The organism is Burkholderia cepacia GG4, from assembly GCF_000292915.1.
In the GTDB taxonomy this organism is placed as follows: Bacteria; Pseudomonadota; Gammaproteobacteria; order Burkholderiales; family Burkholderiaceae; genus Burkholderia; species Burkholderia cepacia_D.
The window spans coordinates 2,544,003-2,564,107 of record NC_018514.1 but is presented as its reverse complement, the minus strand read 5'-3'; the positions used below and the strand labels follow the sequence as shown (position 1 = coordinate 2,564,107).

The 20,105-nt window shown below is 66.6% G+C and carries 19 protein-coding genes; 9 read left to right on the top strand and 10 right to left on the bottom strand.

Annotated features, from left to right (window positions below; all coding sequences use genetic code 11):
• Positions 1 to 44 precede the first annotated feature (44 nt).
• The gene (locus tag GEM_RS27180) at positions 45 to 461 is read right to left on the bottom strand and encodes a plastocyanin/azurin family copper-binding protein (protein WP_014900639.1); all 417 of its coding nucleotides are present in this window, start codon (positions 459 to 461) and stop codon (positions 45 to 47) included.
• Positions 462 to 798: 337 nt separating this feature from the next.
• On the opposite strand from GEM_RS27180, the gene GEM_RS27175 reads away from it, so the two are divergent.
• From GEM_RS27175 to GEM_RS27165, 3 genes are read left to right on the top strand one after another with little or no spacing between them, the layout of a single operon-like run.
• Positions 799 to 1,071: a metal/formaldehyde-sensitive transcriptional repressor gene (locus GEM_RS27175; protein ID WP_014900638.1), complete on the top strand. Its 273-nt coding sequence runs from the start codon at positions 799 to 801 to the stop codon at positions 1,069 to 1,071.
• Positions 1,072 to 1,083: 12 nt separating this feature from the next.
• A complete protein-coding gene (dmeF, locus tag GEM_RS27170; RefSeq protein WP_014900637.1) occupies positions 1,084 to 2,379 on the top strand; it encodes a CDF family Co(II)/Ni(II) efflux transporter DmeF in 1,296 nt (431 codons plus the stop codon).
• Between the two features lie 2 nt (positions 2,380 to 2,381).
• Complete coding sequence (locus GEM_RS27165; protein ID WP_014900636.1) at positions 2,382 to 2,567, top strand: DUF1289 domain-containing protein; 186 nt, start codon at positions 2,382 to 2,384, stop codon at positions 2,565 to 2,567.
• Between the two features lie 68 nt (positions 2,568 to 2,635).
• Here GEM_RS27165 and GEM_RS27160 read toward each other — a convergent pair whose 3' ends face one another.
• The 4 genes from GEM_RS27160 to GEM_RS27145 are packed head-to-tail and all read right to left on the bottom strand — an operon-like array spanning position 2,636 to position 5,106.
• Positions 2,636 to 3,103 (bottom strand): DoxX family protein, encoded by a 468-nt coding sequence (locus GEM_RS27160; protein ID WP_014900635.1) that lies wholly within the window; start codon positions 3,101 to 3,103, stop codon positions 2,636 to 2,638.
• Positions 3,091 to 3,909: a putative DNA-binding domain-containing protein gene (locus GEM_RS27155; protein WP_014900634.1), complete on the bottom strand. Its 819-nt coding sequence runs from the start codon at positions 3,907 to 3,909 to the stop codon at positions 3,091 to 3,093. The genes GEM_RS27160 and GEM_RS27155 overlap by 13 nt, the downstream gene beginning before the upstream one ends.
• Positions 3,881 to 4,771: a DUF692 domain-containing protein gene (locus GEM_RS27150; RefSeq protein ID WP_014900633.1), complete on the bottom strand. Its 891-nt coding sequence runs from the start codon at positions 4,769 to 4,771 to the stop codon at positions 3,881 to 3,883. Before GEM_RS27150 ends, GEM_RS27155 begins: the two co-directional genes overlap by 29 nt.
• Before the next feature lie 14 nt (positions 4,772 to 4,785).
• Positions 4,786 to 5,106, bottom strand: a complete 321-nt coding sequence (locus tag GEM_RS27145) for a DUF2282 domain-containing protein (protein WP_014900632.1) — start codon at positions 5,104 to 5,106, stop codon at positions 4,786 to 4,788.
• A gap of 129 nt (positions 5,107 to 5,235) precedes the next feature.
• On the opposite strand from GEM_RS27145, the gene GEM_RS27140 reads away from it, so the two are divergent.
• From GEM_RS27140 to GEM_RS27115, 6 genes are all read left to right on the top strand, one after another.
• Positions 5,236 to 5,886, top strand: coding sequence for a sigma-70 family RNA polymerase sigma factor (locus GEM_RS27140; RefSeq protein ID WP_039321543.1), 651 nt, complete (start codon positions 5,236 to 5,238; stop codon positions 5,884 to 5,886).
• Positions 5,883 to 6,554: an NrsF family protein gene (locus GEM_RS27135; RefSeq protein ID WP_014900630.1), complete on the top strand. Its 672-nt coding sequence runs from the start codon at positions 5,883 to 5,885 to the stop codon at positions 6,552 to 6,554. The genes GEM_RS27140 and GEM_RS27135 overlap by 4 nt, the downstream gene beginning before the upstream one ends.
• Positions 6,555 to 6,757: 203 nt before the next feature.
• Positions 6,758 to 7,963 (top strand): MFS transporter, encoded by a 1,206-nt coding sequence (locus tag GEM_RS27130; protein ID WP_014900629.1) that lies wholly within the window; start codon positions 6,758 to 6,760, stop codon positions 7,961 to 7,963.
• Between the two features lie 357 nt (positions 7,964 to 8,320).
• Positions 8,321 to 9,628, top strand: a complete 1,308-nt coding sequence (locus tag GEM_RS27125) for a dicarboxylate/amino acid:cation symporter (RefSeq protein ID WP_014900628.1) — start codon at positions 8,321 to 8,323, stop codon at positions 9,626 to 9,628.
• Between the two features lie 439 nt (positions 9,629 to 10,067).
• The gene (locus tag GEM_RS27120) at positions 10,068 to 12,002 is read left to right on the top strand and encodes an SMP-30/gluconolactonase/LRE family protein (protein ID WP_014900627.1); all 1,935 of its coding nucleotides are present in this window, start codon (positions 10,068 to 10,070) and stop codon (positions 12,000 to 12,002) included.
• A 268-nt stretch (positions 12,003 to 12,270) separates the two neighbouring features.
• The gene (locus tag GEM_RS27115) at positions 12,271 to 15,156 is read left to right on the top strand and encodes a beta-propeller fold lactonase family protein (RefSeq protein ID WP_041490852.1); all 2,886 of its coding nucleotides are present in this window, start codon (positions 12,271 to 12,273) and stop codon (positions 15,154 to 15,156) included.
• A gap of 120 nt (positions 15,157 to 15,276) precedes the next feature.
• Here GEM_RS27115 and GEM_RS27110 read toward each other — a convergent pair whose 3' ends face one another.
• From GEM_RS27110 to GEM_RS27090, 5 genes are all read right to left on the bottom strand, one after another.
• Positions 15,277 to 15,720 (bottom strand): GNAT family N-acetyltransferase, encoded by a 444-nt coding sequence (locus tag GEM_RS27110; RefSeq protein ID WP_041490851.1) that lies wholly within the window; start codon positions 15,718 to 15,720, stop codon positions 15,277 to 15,279.
• Positions 15,721 to 15,785: 65 nt separating this feature from the next.
• Complete coding sequence (locus tag GEM_RS27105; protein ID WP_014900624.1) at positions 15,786 to 16,745, bottom strand: hypothetical protein; 960 nt, start codon at positions 16,743 to 16,745, stop codon at positions 15,786 to 15,788.
• Positions 16,746 to 16,869: 124 nt separating this feature from the next.
• Positions 16,870 to 17,826, bottom strand: a complete 957-nt coding sequence (locus tag GEM_RS27100; RefSeq protein WP_014900623.1) for an amidohydrolase family protein — start codon at positions 17,824 to 17,826, stop codon at positions 16,870 to 16,872.
• On the bottom strand, positions 17,804 to 18,751 hold the full coding sequence (locus GEM_RS27095) for a YncE family protein (protein WP_014900622.1): 948 nt from the start codon (positions 18,749 to 18,751) through the stop codon (positions 17,804 to 17,806). The genes GEM_RS27100 and GEM_RS27095 overlap by 23 nt, the downstream gene beginning before the upstream one ends.
• A gap of 45 nt (positions 18,752 to 18,796) precedes the next feature.
• Positions 18,797 to 20,089: an MFS transporter gene (locus GEM_RS27090; RefSeq protein WP_014900621.1), complete on the bottom strand. Its 1,293-nt coding sequence runs from the start codon at positions 20,087 to 20,089 to the stop codon at positions 18,797 to 18,799.
• Positions 20,090 to 20,105 lie beyond the last annotated feature (16 nt).

The following is a 20,105-nucleotide window of genomic DNA, read 5'->3' as shown; positions in this document are numbered from 1 at the left end:
GACGCTCGAGTCTGGCGGGCCATTTCTCGTTCCCGCCCGGCGATTTACCGCGTCACGACAAGCGCCGCGTGCATGCCGGCTTCATAGTGGCCCGGCTTGTTGCAGATCAGCGCGTAGTGGCCGGGCGCGAGCTTGAATGACGCGCGTTTGCTCCGGCCCGGCGCGATATCTTCGACTTCCCCGATTTTTCTCAGCTTGTGTTCCAGCACCTGTCCCTTGCTGACAGGGAGCGCATCGTCAGAGAGATCCGTCTTGAGCACGACGAGCTCATGCTCCATGTTGTTGTCCGCGGCATTCTTGACATCCAGTGTGACGCGGCCCGACTTCACGTTGTGCGTCTTGAGCTGGATCGAGTTCGACAGCAACGTCGCATTGACCGTTTGCTGCGCCCAGCTCGCATGGGATGCCACACCAAGCGCGGTCACCCCGGCGACGACGACGATTCTGCAAGTAGCACGCATGGCTGCCTCCATCTGCGTCGAAGCATCGCGCCTGCCGAGAGTCGAGCGATTGCCGTGCGCGATTCGTCGAGCACACGAGCGCCCCTGCCGATGCAGCGGCATGAACGTTATCCGTTGGGCGCGATACGTTCTGTAAACGTCCGCGTCCGGCGACTTATTCCCGGGGTCGGGCTTACGGCGTCGTGCCTGCAGCGTGTCGAGCACGGCGCACATCCGTGCGCGCAACGGGGTGTCGCTGCCCGGGCGCCGGCCTTGCATTAGCCCGACATATACCCCTCCTCCCTATATGGAAGTGCGATTTGGTATATAGTCCCCCCCGCTATATGACGGGACCACCATGAGCCACACCATCAAGGAAAAGCAGAAGCTGCTGAACCGTGTCCGCCGAATCAAGGGACAGGTTGAAGCGATCGAACGCGCGCTGGAAGAAGAGCGCGGTTGCAACGAGATCCTCCAGCTCATCACGAGCGGCCGCGGTGCGATGAACGGCCTGCTCGCGGTCGTGCTCGAGGATCACATCCGCAGCCATCTGGTCGATGCCGAAGGTCACGAAGACGAAGGCAGCGCGACCGAGCAGCTGATCGACGTCGTTCACAGCTATTTCAAGTAATCGAGGGCAGGAATGAACGACTTCACGAACGACGCCTTTGGCGCAGGGCACGACCACATCTTTCTCGGCGCCGCGCACGAGCAGAACGAACGCAGGACCTGGATGGTCATCGCGCTGTGCGCGGCAATGATGGTGGCCGAGATCGTCGGCGGGTCGATTTTCGGCTCGCTGGCGCTGATCGCGGACGGCCTGCACATGTCGACGCACGCGGGCGCGATGCTGATTGCCGCGCTCGCCTATACCTATGCGCGCAAGCACGCGAGCGATCCGCGCTTCGTGTTCGGCACGGGCAAGCTCGGCGATCTGGCGGGCTTCACGAGCGCGATCGTGCTCGCGATGATCGCGCTGCTGATCGGGTACGAGGCGGTCGCGCGCCTGCTTGCGCCGGTGCCGATCCATTTCGGTGAAGCAATCCCGATTGCGGTGGCCGGCTTGCTCGTCAACATCGCGAGCGTCTGGCTGCTGAGCGGCGACCACCATGGCCATAGCCACGGTCATGGTCATGGTCATGGCCATCATCACGGGCATGCTCACGACGATCACGATGATCACGGCCACGAAGCGGAAGCGCACCGGATCTTCGATCGGCAGGGCGCATTCCTCGTGTCGGTGTTCGAGGACGGTGTGCCGCCGGTTTTCCGCGTGGCGCCTGCGACGCACGAGACGAAGCGCGTCGATGCGAGCGCCGTGTCGGTGACGACGATCCGTCCGGACGGGACCCGGCAGGCCTTCGCGATGCAAAATCGCGGCGGCTATCTGGAGTCGACCGAAGCCATTCCCGAACCGCATGAATTCAAGGCGATCGTTCGGTTGGACGGCCGCGAGCACGAACTGGCGTTCGAGGAACACGACCATGGCGCGTCCGCGGCGGCGGCGCGCGATCACAACATCCGCTCTGCCTACATCCACGTGATCGCCGATGCCGCAGTTTCCGTGCTGACGATCGTCGGGCTGCTGCTCGCGCGTGCGTTCGGCTGGCTGTGGATGGATCCGCTGGCCGGCATCATCGGCGCGCTGGTGATCGCGAACTGGTCGTACGGCCTGATGCGCGACACAGGCGGCATCCTGCTCGACATGAATGCGGATCGTCGTCTGACGGACAACGTACGTGGTGCCATCGAAGGCAGTGGCGACCGGGTCGGCGACCTGCATGTGTGGCGGCTCGGGCCGGGGCACATGAGCGCGGTCGTGTCGGTGGAGACGGACGACCCGAAGCGGGATGCGCGCTTCTATCACGGCGTGCTCCAGCGGTTCAGGAACCTGTCGCACATCACCGTCGAAGTCGTGTCCGCGACGCGAGGGCAATAAGCATGGCGGTCAAATCTCCTTGCGTCGACGTGTGTTCGTTCGACGGCAGGACCGGCTACTGCGTGGCATGCCTGCGCACGCGCGACGAAGCGCGCGGCTGGAAGAAGATGACCGATCACCGGCGTCACCAGATCGTGAACGACCGCGCACGGCGGCACGCGAAGCTGACGCGGGAAACATCGGAATGATCGTCTATCGCTGACGCAGGCCCACCGGCGCAGCAGGGGCGGCGCTCGACCGTCGATGCTCCGTCAGGTCAGGAGCGCAGCCAACGCTGCCTGATCACGGCGTCCAGCGACAGCCATCCGGCCCCTCGGCACAGCAGCACGAGCAGCATGGCCGCCCACTGTATGTGGGTCGGCCATGCGAGCGGATAGACGAAGATCTCGATCACGGTCGTCATGCCGAGCAGCACGAGCGCCGCGGGCCGGGTCGCGAGGCCGAGCACGAGCAGGACCGGCATGCTCAGTTCGATCGACACGGCCATGTATGCGGCCAGCTCCGGCGGCAGCAGCGGCAGCTTGTATTCGTCGCGAAACAGGTCGAGCGCAACGTCCCAGTTGGCGAGCTTGGCCATTGCCGAATTCCAGAAGATCGTCGCCACCGCGAGACGCAGCGGGATCGCGAGCAGCCAGTACGGTACGCGCTCGAGCCGCTGCACGATTTCCGCCAGCCGCGAAGCGACGGGTGACGCAGGGGAAGGCGTTCGAATCAGGTTCGGCATGGTGGCAATCCTCCGGAAGGCGCGACCGCCTCGGCTGCGGGCATCGTGTCGGAAAAGCACGCTCGCGCCAGCAGTGCTGCGAAGTGGGCAAATGCATCCGGGTTCGGCGCGACCGACAACGCATCGCGAACCGTTGCGCCGGCGAACAGCGCCGCCGTGATGCGGTATTCGTCGGCATCCAGGCGAACCGTTTCGACGCTTTCGGCTGTGCGCTGCACGAGCAGGTGCACCGGGCCATCGTCGAGGCGGATCGCGTGCATCGCCGCGTCGTCCCGGTCGAGCACCGCACGCCAGATCGCATCGGCCGGAAAGGCGAGGCTTGCGATGCGTACCGCCGGATGCGTGCGCAGGCGCATCCCGCCAAGCGCGGCCTCGTCCAGCGTCGCCAGTTGCGCGAGATTCAGCGTCGGGGCGTCCGGTGCATGCAGCACGCTGTTCACGTGCCATTCGAGCTGCGCGACGTCGGCAAGATACGGTATCGACCGGGTCTCGGGCAGCTCGGCGAGAAACGCGGGCAGCGCGGCACCGTATTCGTCCAGCCACGCGCTGCTTGGCGGTGCCGCGTCAATGAAGCGACGGGCCGCACCCTCGAAGCACGCCGCGCCGAGCAGAGACTGCACGGCCGGAAACGCGAGGCGAAGCGCGTTCACCAGTACGGCGGTCATCGTGTTGCGGTAGATGGAAAGACGTGCGTCGGGCGGGAAGCCGTCGGACACGATCCAGGTCGGCGCGTCGTTCGCCGTGCCGTGCAGATTGGCCCGGACCGCTTGCTGCAAGTCAGCCAGCGTGGGCGCATGCGTGTTCATGGCGTGTCGCCTCCAGTGCCGATTCGGCAATCGCCGCTTCCTCCATCAACGTACCCAGCGGCGGGACGCCGGTGTCCCATTCGATCAATGTCGGCACGGCGCCGAAGTGGCGCAGCGCGTCGCGGTACAGCGCCCATACTTCGGGGGCGACGCGCGATCCGTGATCGTCGATCCGCAGGGTCCGGCCGCCTTCGAAGTACCGGACACTGTGGCCGGCCAGATGAATCTCCCCGATCGCGGCACGCGGCAGCGCGGCAAGATAGACGTGCGGATTCCAGCCGTGATTGCATGCGCTGACGTAGATGTTGTTGACGTCGCACAGCAGGCCGCATCCGGTCCGTCGCACGATCTCGGACAGGAACTCCCATTCAGGCATGGTCGAGTGAACGAAGCGCAGGCAGGTGGACGGGTTCTCCACCAGAATCGGCCGTCCGAGCGTCGCCTGGACCTGATCGACATGCCGGCACACGACGTCGAGCGCTTCTTCCGTCATCGGCAACGGCAGCAGGTCGGCCAGATAGGTGCCGCCGGCTGCGCTCCACGACACGTGCTCGGAAACCAGGGCAGGCTCGAAACGCCGCACCGCTTCGCGCACGCGCGCCAGATGCGCGCCGTCCAGCCCGTCCGCGCTGCCGAGCGACAGGCCGACCCCATGCAGCGACAGCGGGTAGTCCTGACGAATGGCGTCCAGATACGACGACGCCACGCCGCCGCCCATGTAATTCTCGGTGTGCACCTCGAACCACGGGATGGCCGGCTGCTCGTCCAGCACCGCCTGATGGTGACGGAAGCGCAGCCCGACGCCGGCCCGGGCCGGGATCGGGCGAGGCGTGGCGCCGTGCAATGGCGTGGGCCCGTTCATGGCGACGCGAACCTTCAGCTCGCCTTGAGCTTGCCGCCCGCGATCTTGCCGCAGTCGCCGGCAGGTAGCAGTACGAAGGACTTCGTGTCGCGAGCCTGCGTCGCCTGACCGGCACACGAGTGCGCGCCCTCGGCACAGTCGTTTTTCGCGACCGCGTTGATGCCGTAACATTTCTCGAGATGGTTTTGCGACATCCGGGCCATGTTGTCCTTGACGATCTGCGGCATATTGCTCATATCTTTCATGGCTTGTGCCTGGCTCGGCGCGGCTTGCACGGCGAGCGCGAGCCCGATGGCGGCGGACAGGGACGAGATGGCGGAAACGGATTTGCTCATGGTGTCTTCTCCTGAAGTAGGGATCGCCGATGAGCGACCTTGTCAGAAAATTCGCTCTGCCACGACTAAAGGTTACGCAGCGTGCCGGAAAATTTTCTGCGCCGGACTTTGTCGCTGGATACCAGGAACATGACAGACGAGAGACACCCTCGTGACGCGCACGTCCGACTGGTTCGGCCAGCCGCGGCGCAAGCTGCCGACAGCAAGCCGCCACCGCTTCGGGAGGACGGGGCGCCGGACTGGTCGATGCTGATGGCGTGTGCGCAGATCGGCGATCGCGCCGCGTACCGCCGGTTGCTCGAGAGCGTCACGCCGTATCTCCGGCGGTTCGTCGCCCGCCACGGCGTCCATCCCGACACCGTCGAGGACGTCGTACAGGAGATTCTCATGACCATTCACCAGGTGCGGCACACCTACGCGCCCGAGCGGCCGTTCGGCCCGTGGCTGGTCGCGATCGCGAGCCGCCGCGTGGTCGACGCATTGCGCCGCCAGGGGCGCCATGCGTCACGCGAGCTGCCGCTGGACCCGGACCACGAAACCATCCCGGGCGATGGAGCGAATCTTATGGAACAGGCGGCCGACGCGCGGGTACTGCATGAAGCGCTGGCCCGGTTGCCTCAGGGGCAGCGCGATGCGATCCAGATGCTCAAGCTGGAGGAAAAGTCGTTGAAGGAAGCCGCCGTGGCCACCGGCATGACGGTGGCGGCCTTGAAGGTAGCCGTGCATCGCGGGCTGAAAGCGCTGCGCAAGCTGCTCGATCATCGGGAGAAGCGCCAATGAAGCAGTCAACGCCGGAACTGATCGAATCGCTGGTCGCCGACGGCGCGCCGGTTCGGCCGCTGCGCCAGCCGGTCCGACGCGCGGTCGGCTGGCTGCTGCTGGCCGCGCTGCTGCTGCTGTCGGTCGCGTTTGTCCACGGTATGCGGCCGGACCTGCCGTTCAGGCTGCACGAACGCGTGTTCGTGACGAGCGTGTCGGCCGCCGCGTTGACCGGCATCCTCGCCGCGGTGGGCGCGTTCATCGCGAGCGTGCCGGGGCGGTCGTTGCGTTGGGCGTTGTTGCCGCTGCCGGCACTGGCCGTGTGGATGTCGACCGTCGGCTACGGTTGTCTTACCAACTGGGTCGAACTCGGTCCGAACGGGATGTCGCCCGGCGAAACGGCGCGGTGCTTCGGAACGCTGGTGCTCATCGGCGTGCCGCTCACGCTGCTGCTGCTGATCATGCTGCGCCACGTCGCGCATCTGGCGCCGATGCCGGTGGCAATGGCGGGAAGCCTCGCCGTCTCGGCGACGACGGGTGTCGCGCTGTCGCTCTTTCATCCACTCGATGCGACCGTGATGATCCTGGCGTGGAATGTCGGGCTGACGGTTATCCTGCTGATCGTGACCGTGTCGTTCGGCCCCCGGTTGTTCCGCTGGGTCGGATCGGACGTGCGCGCCAGTGGCTGAAGCCTCCGGCTTCCCGTCGCCGACATGTGCTGCGTCGCGTGTCGAGGTGGCGGGCGACCGGGCGAACGGCCCTGTCACGCTGGTATTGCCGCGCGGCGTGCCGGTGGCCGGCCGCTGACGCGCTCCTGCGAAACGGCGTACCCGCCGCGACCGGGAACCCCTGGGGCACGCCGCACCGCTCCCAATCTTGATGTCGACCCATCATGACGACTTCATCACCGATTGCCGGAAAGCCCGCTATTCCACGGACCGTGTGGGCGCTGGGCCTCGTGAGCCTGTTCATGGACCTGTCGTCCGAGCTGATCCATGCGCTGCTGCCGATCTATCTGGTGTCGACCATGGGCATGAGCGTGGTCGCGCTCGGCATCCTCGAAGGGGCGGCCGAAGCGACCGCGATGATCGTCAAGGTGTTCTCCGGCGCGATCAGCGACTGGCTTGGGCGCCGCAAGGGGTTGCTGCTGGCCGGCTACGGCCTCGCTGCGTTGACCAAGCCGTTGTTTCCGCTGGCGTCCACGCCGGCCATCGTCGTGACGGCCCGCCTGCTCGACCGCGTCGGCAAAGGGATTCGCGGCGCCCCGCGGGACGCGCTGGTGGCCGACGTCGCCCCGCCTGAAATCCGCGGCGCCTGCTTCGGCTTGCGCCAGTCGATGGATACCGTGGGCGCGTTTCTTGGCCCGATGCTCGCCATCGTGCTGATGCTCGGGTTCGAGGACCGCATCCGGACCGTGCTGTGGTTCGCCGTGGTGCCGGCCTTCGTCGCGATCGCATTGATCGTGTTCGGGGTACGGGAGCCCGAGCAGTCGGAACCGCGTCGGCGCTTTCGCTCGCCGCTGCGCTGGCGCGCCCTGCGCGCGTTCCCCCGCGGCTACTGGTTCGTCGTCGCGGCCGGCGCGACGTTTACGCTGGCACGCTTCAGCGAGGCGTTCCTGGTGCTGCGTGCGCAGCAGACCGGGCTCGATGCGGCGTGGATCCCGGCCGTGATGGTCGCGATGAGTGTCGCCTATTCGCTGTCCGCCTGGCCGATCGGCGTCCTGTCGGACCGGCTGGATCGCCGCGTGCTGCTCGCGGCCGGCATGGTGCTGCTGATCGCGGCCGACCTGCTGCTCGGCATCGGCACGTCGACGTTCTCGATGTTCGCCGGCGTGGCCGTGTGGGGGCTGCATATGGGCTTTACCCAGGGCATTCTCGCCGCGATGGTGTCGGAAACCTCGCCGGCCACGCTGCGCGGCACCGCGTTCGGCGTATTCAACCTGGTGAGCGGCCTCTGCATGCTGCTCGCGAGCAGCATCGCCGGCGCGCTGTGGACCCGCTTCGGCGCGTCGACCACGTTTCTGGCCGGCGCCGCGCTGGTCGTGGTGCCGCTGTGCCTGTGCCGGTTCATGCCGCGACCCGGCACGTCGAGGGCGTGATGCATCGTTCGCCGATTGCGCCGGGGTCCCGCGCACGGCCGGGCTGACAGCCGGGCACGACCGTGCCCGAATCCCGCACCGGCATCGCGGCCCGCCGGTCCACCGGCCGACCGGCCTCCGGCCGGCGAAAGCCCGCCCCGCCTCCTTCCCCGCACCGCGCACGGCCTCCGTTTTCACATTTGAAAGATTGTCCGGCGTTTGCGATAGAATGCCCCCCCCTGCGCGCCGTGGCCCTGCCCACGGACGGGCTCCGGCACCCGAAACGGGCGTGCGCCGCACCTGCGGAACGCTGTCCCGGATTCGAAGCCGGCGATTTGCCAGCCGCTGGAAACACATGTTCTGTAATTTGGATTGCTAATGAAGAAGAAGCACAACATCACCCGCTACATCGTCATCGCGATGGCGCTGGGTATCGCCGTGGGCTACGCCTGTCATAGCGCGTTTCCCGACCCGAAAATGGCCAAGGAAGTCGCCGGCTACGTGTCGCTGCTGTCCGACGTGTTCCTGCGGCTGATCAAGATGATCATCGCGCCGCTGGTGTTCGCGACGCTGACCGTCGGCATCGCGCAGATGGGCGACAGCGGATCGGTCGGCCGCGTGGGCGTGAAAGCGTTCGGCTGGTTCTTCATCGCGTCGTTCACGTCGCTGGTGCTCGGCCTGATCACCGCGACGATCCTGAAGCCGGGCAGCCACCTGAGCCTGCCGTTGCCGGCCTCCGACGCGGCGCTGAACCTGAAGACGGGGGCGTTCACACTGAAGGATTTCGTCGTCCACCTGGTGCCGAAGTCGATCGCCGAGGCGATGGCGAACAACGAGATCCTGCAGATCGTCGTGTTCTCGATCTTCTTCGGTACCGCGCTGTCTGCGCTCGGCGATGCCGGCAAGCGCCTGACCGGCGTGATCGACGATCTCGCGCAGGTCATGCTGAAGGTGACGGGCGCGGTGATGGGGTTCGCGCCGGTCGCCGTGTTCGCCGCGCTGGCGTCGACGGTCACGACGGAAGGGCTCGGCATCCTCCTCACGTTCGCGAAGTTCATGGCGAGCTTCTACCTGGCGCTGGCGCTGCTGTGGGGCGTGCTGACGCTCGCCGGCGTGGCGTTCCTCGGCAAGCGCGCGTTCACGCTGATCCGCCTGATTCGCGAGCCGTTCCTGCTGTCGTTCGCGACGGCGAGCTCCGAAGCCGCGTATCCGAAGCTGCTCGACGCGCTCGACCGCTTCGGCGTGAATCGCAAGATCTCGAGCTTCGTGCTGCCGATCGGGTACTCGTTCAACCTGGACGGCTCGATGATGTACTGCACGTTCGCGGTGCTGTTCATCTCGCAGGTGTACGGGATCGACCTGCCGCTCGGCACGCAGATCACGATGCTGCTGATGCTGATGGTCACGTCGAAGGGGATGGCGGGCGTGCCGCGCGCGTCGCTCGTCGTGATCGCGGCGACGCTCAACCAGTTCCACCTGCCGGAAGCCGGGCTGCTGCTGATCATGGGCGTCGACATGTTCCTCGACATGGGACGCTCGGCCACCAACGCCGTCGGCAACTCGATCGCGGCTGCCGTGGTCGCGAAGTGGGAGGGCCAGCTCGGTGAACCGCGCGACGATGCCGATGCGGGCGGCAACGACGGGATCAAGCAGGCGGAGGCGCGGGAGACGGCGACGTCCGCGTGATTTCCCGGTTGTAAATGATGTGCGCCGGCCTGGATTCGATACGGATTCAGGCCGGCGCGATACCCTCCCGCGGTCATTCCTTTATCCGCATCCGGCGATTTTCCCGATCCGCCGAATCATCCCTCCGCTATTTCAAACCGTCGCATTCGAATCAGCGGCGCTATTTCCCGCAGGCGCAAGCCTGATTCCCCCGATATCGCGCCACGCGCGTAAGTGAACATTCACTGTTGCGTAGTCGCGCGCCCCGCCTGGCAAGCGGTCCGCAATTTTTTTCGATTTATATGAAGTTATGCTCGGCTTCGCCGAATTATCGAATGCACGCCCGATGTAATTCCGACTGCGCCGGATGATTCAGGGGAAGAATTTACGCATGACCGATTTCAAACCATCCGGCCGCCCCCTCATGTGAATGACCGAACCATTCAGGAGAGCATCAGCCATGGTCGCCAGAAAACCGCTTCAGGCCGTGCTGCTGGCCGCCGCGATCGCCGCGCTTGCGCCGGCCGGATACGCGGGTAACACCACTGACTGGCTGGCGAATACCTACGGCACGCTCGCGGCACACGTCGGCAATGTCGCGCGCTCGATGTGGGTCGCGCCCGAAGGCGTGATCTACACCGCGTCGATGTGGGACGAGGACGAAGGCGGCGTCGCGATCTACCAGAACGGCAAGAGCGCCGGCTCGTTCGGCACGCATTCCGAATTCCAGGGCAGCGCGATCACGGGCAACGCGACGTCGCTGTTCGTTGCGCTGCAGCCCGGCAAGGGGTACGGCAGCGGGGCGGTCGGGCGCTACAACCGCGCGACCCGGTTCCGCGACAAGCTGATCCAGGTCAGCGCGGCGAGCAACCAGCCGCGCATCGACGTCGTCACCGGGCTCGCCACGGCCGGCTCGCTGCTCTACGCGAGCGATTTCTACGGCAATCGCGTGCGGGTGTTCACGACCGACGGCGTCTGGCAGCGGGACCTCAACGTGGCCGCGCCGGGCGCGCTCGCGGTCGACGGGGCGGGCAACGTCTGGGTCGCGCAGAAGAGCGCGGGTTCGATCGTCGAATTCAGCCCGGCCGGCGCACTGCTGAACACGATCCGGCTGGCCGCCGGGTCGCAGCCGTCGGCGCTCTATTTCGATGCGGCGGCGGGGCAACTGCTGGTCGGCGACGAAGGCCCCGACCTGAACATCAAGCGCTATACGGTCGCGGGCCGGCCCGCACTGGCCGGCACCTTCGGCGTGCGCGGCGGCTATCTCGACACGACGACGGGCATCAAGGGGCAGGTCGGCGCGCAGCGCTTCACCCGGATCGCCGGCATCGGCAAGGACACCGCCGGTAACCTGTACGTGCTCAACAACCCGTGGGGCGGCAGCTGGGATCTCGGCCGCAACGGCGCGACCGACATTCACGCGTACAGCAGCGCGGGCAGCCTGCGGTGGACGCTGCAGTCGCTCAACTTCGAAGGCATCGCCGCACCGGATCCGGTCACGGACGGCGCGCTGTTCTATAGCGGCACGCACGTGTACAGCGGCACGGCGGGCGGCACCTTCGTCGCGAACACCGTCGATCCGTTCACGTATCCGTCGGACCCGCGCATCGACATGAGCGACACCCAGCGCGACGAGCACTTCGGGCTGCTGACGTCGGCCGGCGCGAACCGGATTCTCGTCGCGGCAGGCCAGAACCCGCCGATCTACTACTTCTTCCATTTCAACGCGGCGAACGGCTATGTCGCGATTCCGGACGGATCGATCCCGGGGCCCGCGTTCAACACGACCCGGCGCGTGTCGGCCGGTTTCAGCGTCGACAGCAAGGGCGGCGTCTGGGCCGGGCTCGACAAGACCGGCGCCATCTACTACTACCCGCTGACCGGCTTCGATGCGAGCGGCAAGCCGTCGTGGGGGCCGGGCGTGCCGACGCCGGTGCCGGCCAGCATCCAGCCGCTGACGCGCATCATCTATCTCGCCGACAGCGACACGATGGTGCTCGCGCAGGGTGTGGTCGGGAGCACCGACTGGACCTCGATCGGCACGCGCATCGAGGTCTATCACGGCTGGCGCGCGGGCAACACGACGAAGCCGAATCCGGTGATCACGCTGCCGCACAGCGGCGCGAAGTCGATCGACGCGGCCGGCAATCATCTGTTCGTCGGCTACTGGTTCAGCAGCAGCGGGCCGCTGTGGCCGAACCTCGATGCATTCAACCTCGACACCGGCAACCTCGACACGACGCTCGTCAATGCGAGCCCCGCGACCGTGGATACGAGCAGCGCGATCGATGCGATGTACAGCGTCCGCGCATATCGCCGCGCGAACGGTGAATACGTTGTGACGAAGAACAACGTGAAGGGGAACAGCATCACCGTTTATCGCTGGACGCCTTGAGGGCGAGGCCTCGAATGCCACGATGACACCACGATGGCTGTCATCGAAACGCCTTCGCTGTAACGATGTGTAATAAGCTGGCCACGCAATGGAGCCGGTCATCCGCTTGACATTGGGCGGCGCTGTAATGCCGGCACGTCGGCGATCGTCGGCGCAACCCATTCGATCGATTGGCACGGCCCTCGCCACCGCGCGACACGGGCAGACAAGGCCAGGATCATGCCGGACACGTCAGACAGTAGTCGCCCCACTATTGCAGAGGATTCCTATGAAAAATAGCCAGGTCAAGCGCGCTCTCCGAATCGGAGCCGTCATGTCGGCCGTGCTGCTTGCCGCGAACGTGCACGCGGATAGCGTCAACGCCGTCGATGCCGTCCGCGTGCCGAGTGGTCAGTTCGTCACGCCGCTGGCCGTGCGCGGCGCGGTCCAGCAATTCCTGAATCCCGGGCTGCCGGCCTATCCGCATTTCGTCGCGGGGGAGGCCGTGCGCTCGCAATTGAGCCCGGACGGCAAGACGCTGGCGATCATCACCGCCGGCCAGAACTCGCTGTACAAGCCGGACGGTTCCGTCGACACCGCGAACTCGACGCAATTCATCTTCCTGTACGACGTTGCGGGCGCGAACAAGACCCGTCCGGCGCTCAAGCAGGTGCTCCAGCAGACCAACGCGTTCGTCGGCCTGGCGTTCTCGCATGACGGCGCCAAGCTCTATGCGACCGGCGGCAGCGACGATGCGGTCTACGTGTATGCGCAGCAGGCCGGCACGTGGGCGCTGTCGACCACGATCGCGCTCGGCCACGGCGGCAAGGGCGTCGGCATCCGCGTGCAGCCGAACGCGGCCGGGCTCGCGTTGTCGGCCGACGGCAAGACGCTCGTCGTCGCGAACAACTACAACGATTCGATCAGCGTGATCGATACCGCGACCAACAACGTGCGCTACGAGCACGACCTGCGTCCGTTCTTCTCCGGCAACGAAGGCCGCAGCGGCGACGCTGGCGGCACGTTCCCGTTCGCGGTCGTCATGAAGGGCAACGGCATCGCGTACGTGTCGTCGGATCGCGATCGCGAAATCGTCGCGATCGACGTGTCGTCGCCGTCTCGCGGCCGCCTGGTCAAACGCATCAAGCTGGACGGCAACGCGCTCGGCATGACGCTCGACGCGTCGCAAGCGATGCTGTTCGTCGCGCAGGACAACGCCGACCAGGTCGCGGTGATCGACACCAACACCAACGCGGTCGTGACCCGGATCGACGCGCGCGCACCGGCCGGCGTGCTGGCGCATGGCCAGGCGCACACGGGCGCGGCGACGTACGCGGTCACGCTGTCGCGCGACGGCCGAACGCTGTATGCGACCAACGCCGGCGCGAACGAAATCGCCGTCATCCCGCTCGTCGGCGAGCGCGCGTATCGCGTCACCGGATTGATTCCGACCGCCTTCGAGCCGCACGACGTGACGTTCAGCGCCGACGGCACGTGGATGTACGTGGTCAACGGCAAGAGCACGACCGGCCCGAACCCGGACCACCTGTTCGGCGCGACCCCGGCGCAGGCCGCCGCGTCGCGCGCGTCGAACGAATACCAGTTCCAGCTCGAGCGCGCGTCGCTCGTGAGTGCGCCGGTGCCGGCGGCCAACGAGTTGCCGCCGCTGACGCAGCAGGCCGCGCGCAACAACTTCTATCGCCCTGAAAACAACGACCGGGATAACGAGGTGATGGGCTTCCTGCGCCGTCACATCAAGCACGTGATCTACGTCGTCAAGGAAAACCGCACGTTCGACCAGGTGCTCGGCGACATCGGCAACGGCGCCAACGGCGATCCGCGGCTGGCCCAGTTCGGCCGGAACATCACGCCGAACTTCCATCGCCTGGCGAGCCAGTTCGTGACGCTCGACAACTTCATGAATCCGGGCGACGGCAGCATGGACGGCTGGTCGTGGGCGCTGCAGGGGCGCGTCACCAACACGGAGACGATTACCCAGCAGATCAACTATGCGGCGGTCAATCGCGGCCTGTCGTACGAGAGCGAGGGTACCAACCGCAGCGTGCCGGTCAACTGGGAATCGGTGCAGCAACGCGACGCGGCGGCCGGCCCGGCGGGTACCACGAACTACAGCAACGCGGCCGCGGGCCTGCCGGGCGGCGCGGCGAACCTGCTGCCCGGCACCGGCAACCATGCGTCGTCCGATGCGCCGTTCGGCCGCCAGCGCGGCTACATCTTCGACGCGGTGCTGGCCGGCGGCGGCACGGTCCGCAACTACGGGTTCCTCGTGAACAACATCGGCAGCATCGGCACGGCCGCGAACCCGATCGTCGATCCGCGCGCGGCGGGCGTCGTGCAGGTCGCCGCGCTCGACCCGCGGCTGGCGTCGATGACCGACGTGTACTTCCGTGGTTTCGACCAGACCTATCCGGACCAGTGGCGCCTCAACGAGTGGAAACGCGAGTTCGACCAGTATGTCGCGAGCGGCAACCTGCCGACGCTGTCGCTGGTGCGCTTGTCCCACGACCACATGGGGGCGTTCGGCACGGCGTTCGCCGGCGTGAATACGCCGGAAACGCAGCAGGCGGACAACGACCTGGCGGTCGGCCGGCTCGTCGAGGCCGTCGCGAAGAGCCCGTATGCGAACGACACGTTGATCGTCGTGACCGAGGACGATGTGCAGGACGGCCCCGATCACGTGGATTCACACCGCGGGCCCGCGTATATCGTCGGGCCGTACGTGAAGCAGGGCGCGGTGATCCGGACGCGTTACAGCCAGGTCAACGCGCTGCGCACCATCGAGGACGTGCTCGGCACGCAGCACATGAACCTGAATACCGCCTACCAGCGGCCGATGACCGACGTGTTCGACGTGCATGGTCCGGCGTCGTGGAGCTACACGGCCGTCGCGTCGACGGTGCTGAAGGGCACCGGGCTGCAACTGGCCGAAGGGGCGGCCGGGAACCTGCTGCAATACGCGGCCGGGCCGGATGTCACGCCGAAGCATGACGCGGCGTATTGGGCGAAGGTGACGGCGAAGTTCGACTTCGACGATGCCGACGAGGTGCCGGCGGATCAGTTCAACCGCGTGTTGTGGAAAGGCATGATGGGGTCGCAGCCGTACCCGAAGCTCAGGGGTGTCACGCAGAAGGTCGCGAGCCGCGACGACGACTGATCGTCCGGCTGGGCGGTCTGCAAGCGGGCCCTCCCGGCGGGAGGGCTCATGTTTTTTGCAGGGCGTGCGGCAACGGCGGGCATCGCCGACGGGGCGGCGGGGCCGCAGGGCCGCGCAACGTCACGCGCGCCATATCAGCGTCGCACTGCGCTCCGTTTCCGCCACGAGTTGGAACCCGAGCCGCTCGTAGAGTCGCCGCGCCGGGTTGCCGCGCAGCACGCCGAGCGCCACGGGCACGGGTTCGCGCGCCGCTTCGACCAGCAGCTCGCGCAGCACGGCTGCGCCGATGCCCTGTCCTTGCCGGGACGGGAGGATCTGGATCTGGTGAACGTACCATTCAGCGGTAGCGCGCGTCACTTTCAGCAGGCCGATCGGAGCGGCGTCGGCGCCTTCGCAGACGATCATTGCGTCCTCGAAGTGCGCCGCGATGCGCTGGTGGTGCGCGTCATCGTCGGTGGGCGTGCCGACGCGCTGCAGATGCTCGGTCATCGTGAGTTGACGGAGTCTCAGCAGGAATGGCACGTCTTGCGGAGAGGCGGGGCGCAGGCTGATGGTGGATGGCATGTCGGGGTTCGCTCGCGGCGGGATGCCCGCATTGAATCGCATGATTCACGAACGCGGCAAGCCAGTCAAAGTCCCGGCAACTGAATCTGGCGCGCGGCCGGACGATGCTCGAGGACATCCGTGACCTCGTATTCGGTCTTGGCGCCGTCGGCGGTCTGCCACTGCTGTACGCGAACGCTGCAGACGAGTACGTCGCCCTTGCTGAAGCTGATCTGATTGTTGTCGACCCGCTTCAGGAAATTCGCATCGGTGATCGCGGCGTGAATCGTGGCGGCACCGTCGTAGAGACGCCATTTGTTGTCGTCCTTGAACGCGAGCGACACGATCGAGAACGCCATCTTGCGATGCTCGTCGAGGATCAGTACATCGACTTGCGGGGGGGCGCGGAACCAGTCGATCTCGTCCCGGGTGACCGTCTCGAACACGTCCGTGTCGGTGCCGGCCGAGAAAATCGTCACGCCGTCGCGCGACAGCGGCGCGAGCGCGCGGGTGGTCGCCTCCCTGACGCTCACATCCCTGAGCAGGGTGAGGACGAACAGCTCGATCTCGAGCGTCTCGCCGTCGACGTGCAGTACGGCGGCGCGCTCTTTCATCTGAACGCGCTGGATCGGGCGGCCGCGCAACCATTTAAGTACCGCGAACAGGCCCTTTCCGACCTTCGGGCCGGCAATCCCGAGCGCGGTCAGAATCGTGACAGCATTGGCGAGTGCTGCGCCCTCGCTGCCGCTCAACATGTCGCGCATCCGGCCAAGGAGGGAGGTCGCGAGCGTGAAGTCGATTCCGAAGCTGCCGGTCTTGAAGCTGCCTCGAACGTTGACCTGCGGCCGTGCCTGATCCCCGCAGAGTGCCTTGGTCGAGGCCTCGAGCAGATCGCCGACGGCGAGAAGGGCGGGGGCGAGTTCGCGCACGTCCATTTCGGATGATTCGAGCGCGGGCCCGTCGTAGGTGATGCGAAAGTGGCTCATGTCGCCAAGTGTACCGGCATCGCCAAGGCCGGCCCGGTTTCCGTTGCGGTGAGTGATCATGCCGGTGTGCAGACTGAAAGGACGTCGACGCGCGAAGCGCAATGCTTTCGTATACCTTTCGAATCATCCTGCGGTCAACCGGATACGTACGATTCTGGCCTTCCGGCCGATGAGTCAAGCACGTTCACGCCATCCGGTACACGCGCATCGCGTTGTCATGCCAGATCGCCTGGCGTGCCACCTCGTCGAGATCCACCATCGCAAGGGCAAACGTGCGCAGCAACGCGGGATACGACACCCGCAACCCCGCCACCGGAAAATTGCTCGCGAACAGGCAGCGTTCCCACCCGAATATCGCGATCGTGTCGCGGATGATCCGCGCGTTGTCCGCCTCGTTCCACACCGTATCGCGCAAGCCGAGTTCGGAGATCTTCACGGTCACGCGCGGCGATGCCGCGAGCGCTGCCATGCCGCTGCGCCAGCGCGCGAGCCCCGCTTCCGAGCGATCCCACGGCAGCCCGGCATGTTCGAGCACGACGTCGACATCGGGCGCATCGGCGAGCAGCGCCGCCGCGTCGCCGAGATGCCAGAACGGCACGCGCAGATCCCAGCTCAGGCCATGCGCGGCCAGGCGTTCCAGCGCGGCCGCCCAGCGCGGATCGCGCAGCGTGCCCGGCCCGTCGACGGCTGCATCCGGCGAAGCAGCGCTGCGCGGCTTGAACCGCACGCCGCGCACGCGCGGCCAGGCGGCCTGTTCGGCGAGCCGCTCGTCCGCGTCGCCGGCGAGCAAGTCGACCCACGCGACGATCGCCGACGGCAGCCCTTGCATGGCCGCGACCGCGTGCAGCCAGCGCGTCTCCGCGAGCGCTTCGTCGCGCGCCCGTTCGGCCTCGACGTGCACGCTCGCGACGATCGGCGCGCCTTGCGCGGCGTGCCGATAGTCGGCCACGCCGAAATCGCGACACAGCGCCGCGTAATCGCCGAACATGAAGCGCGCCGGGTCGTACTGCTCCTGTAGCCACGGATAGTGCGCGCCGGCATCGAGTTGCCACAGGTGGTGATGCGCGTCGACGAGCGCCGCCGGCATCGCGTCCGGCGACGGCGCACCGTCGCGCTGCTCAGCGCGTGCCTGCGAGCACATACGACGCATCCGGTTCGCGCAGCGTCGGCAACGCGCCGACGAACCGCCACGCATCGAGATCGAGCTCGCGCACGTAGTCGTCCTGGAACGATACGTACGCGACGCGCCGCGACGGATGGAACGACAGCGCGGTCGGATTCGCGGGCAGCGCGACGCGTTCGATCTCTTCGAGCTGCCGTGCATCGAACACCGAGATCGACCGCTCGCCTGAATTGGTCAGCAGCAGCAGGTCGCGGCCGTCCGGCGCGCTGGTGCAGTAGATCCGGTTCGGATCGCTGCGCGTCTTCACGCGGCGGCCGCAGGTCATCGTGTCGGTGTCGATCTCGACGAGCGTGTCGTCGCCGCGATTCGCGACGAACAGCGTGCGCTCGTCGCTCGACAGCGCATTGCCTTCGGGGCGCGGGCCGGGCATCACCGCGCGCGGCGCGACGGTCGCGTCGCGCGGATGGAACTGCGTGACGGTGTTCGACAGCAGGTGCACGCCGTATGCGCGGCTCGCATCGCGCGTGAGCGTCACGAGGTGCGTCTTCACGCCGCCGGACGGCACGGCCATGTTCGGCACGGCCTGGCGGGTCGGCTGGTCGAACACGAGCAGCATGTCGTGCGCCTCGCTCATCGCGTACAGCCGGCCGTCGCGGTCGGTCGCCATCCCGTGCGGCCGGTAGTACGGCCACAGGTCGAGCATGCGCGTGTGGGTGCGCTCGACGAGGTCGATCTCGGCGATCCGGTGATCGCCTTCATGGCCGCGCGACCAGGCGGTCTCGATCCCGAAGATGCCGACGTACGCAAAGCGGTCGTTCACGTCGACGGTGAACTCGTGCGGGAAGTTCGGCAGCACGACGTGCTTGAGCGCGGCTTTCGTTTCGAGATCGTAGAAGCTGAAGGTATGGGCGCATTTCTGCACCAGCAACAGGATGTCGTTCATGGTGTGTCTCCGTTGTTTCGTTCGCGTGCCCGCGTGTGGTGTCCTTCAGTCTTCGCAGCGCTGGGGCAGCGTCAGCGCGAGCAGGCCGGCCACCGCGAGCGTGACGGCGAGGCTGTACACGCCGGCCGCTGCGCTCACGTGCTGGGTCAGCACGCCGACCGCATACGGGCCGCAGAAGCCGCCGAGGTTGCCGAGCGCGTTGATCAGGCCGCGCGCGCTGCCGGCCGTCTCGACGCTGCACAGCTTCGGCGGAATCGCCCAGAACACGCCGGCCGCCGCCTGCAGGAAGAAGCCGCAGCCGATCAGGAATGCGAACGACACGACCATCGACGCATGCGTGAGCACCGACAGCGCAAGGCACGCGGCGAACCCGACCAGCGGCAGCAGCACGAACAGGCGCCGTTTGCCGGTTCGGTCAGACAAATACGACGTGGCGAACATCCCGATCATCATCGCGACGTACGGCAGCATCGCGAGCAGTCCGACTTTCCCCATCCCGCCGTGCGTGAGGTTCTTCAACAGTGTCGGCAACCACATCGTATAGCCGTAGATGCCGACCTGATAGCAGAAGTTGATCGCGATCAGCAGCCATATCGTCGGGTTGCGCAGCATCGCGCCGAACGACGCGGCAGCCGGCGTGCCGGCGGCGCGCTTGCGCTCCTGCTCTTCGCGCAGCGCGTCGAGGATGTACGCCTTTTCGCGCGGCGAGACCCAGCGCGCGGTTTCCGGACCGTCGTCGGCGAACATCATCCACGCGAACAGGCACAGCAGCGACAGCGCGCCGGCGCTGAAGAACAGGTGACGCCAGTCGTACGCGGCGAGGATGAAGCCGGACAGCGGCGCGGTGATCATGCCGGCGAGCGGCACGAACATGATGACCATCGCGTTCGCGCGGCCGCGTTCGCGGTCGGGAAACCAGTGGCTGACCATCGTCAGCACGACCGGCAGCATCCCGCCCTCGGCCACGCCGAGCATGAAGCGCAGCGTCAAGAGTTGCCACGTATGGGTGACGAGCCCGGTCAGCACCGACAGCACGGCCCAGCTCACGAGCGACCACGCGATGAAGGTCTTGCCGCTGCCGAGCGCCGCGCGCCGGCCGCCCGGAATCTGCAGGAACAGGTAGCCGAAGAAGAAGATGCCGCCGGCGAGGCCGGCCATCGTCGCGTCCATCCCGAGATCGGCGTTCATCCCGCCTGGCATCGCGAAGGCGATGTTCACGCGATCCATGTACGAAATGATGCAGGCGAGCAGCAGCGGCGGAATCACGCGCAGCCAGCGGCGGCCCGGAATGGCTTCGCCGGCTTCATAGGCCGGATTGGCCGGGTTCAACAGGTTCATGGTGTCTCCAGTCCAT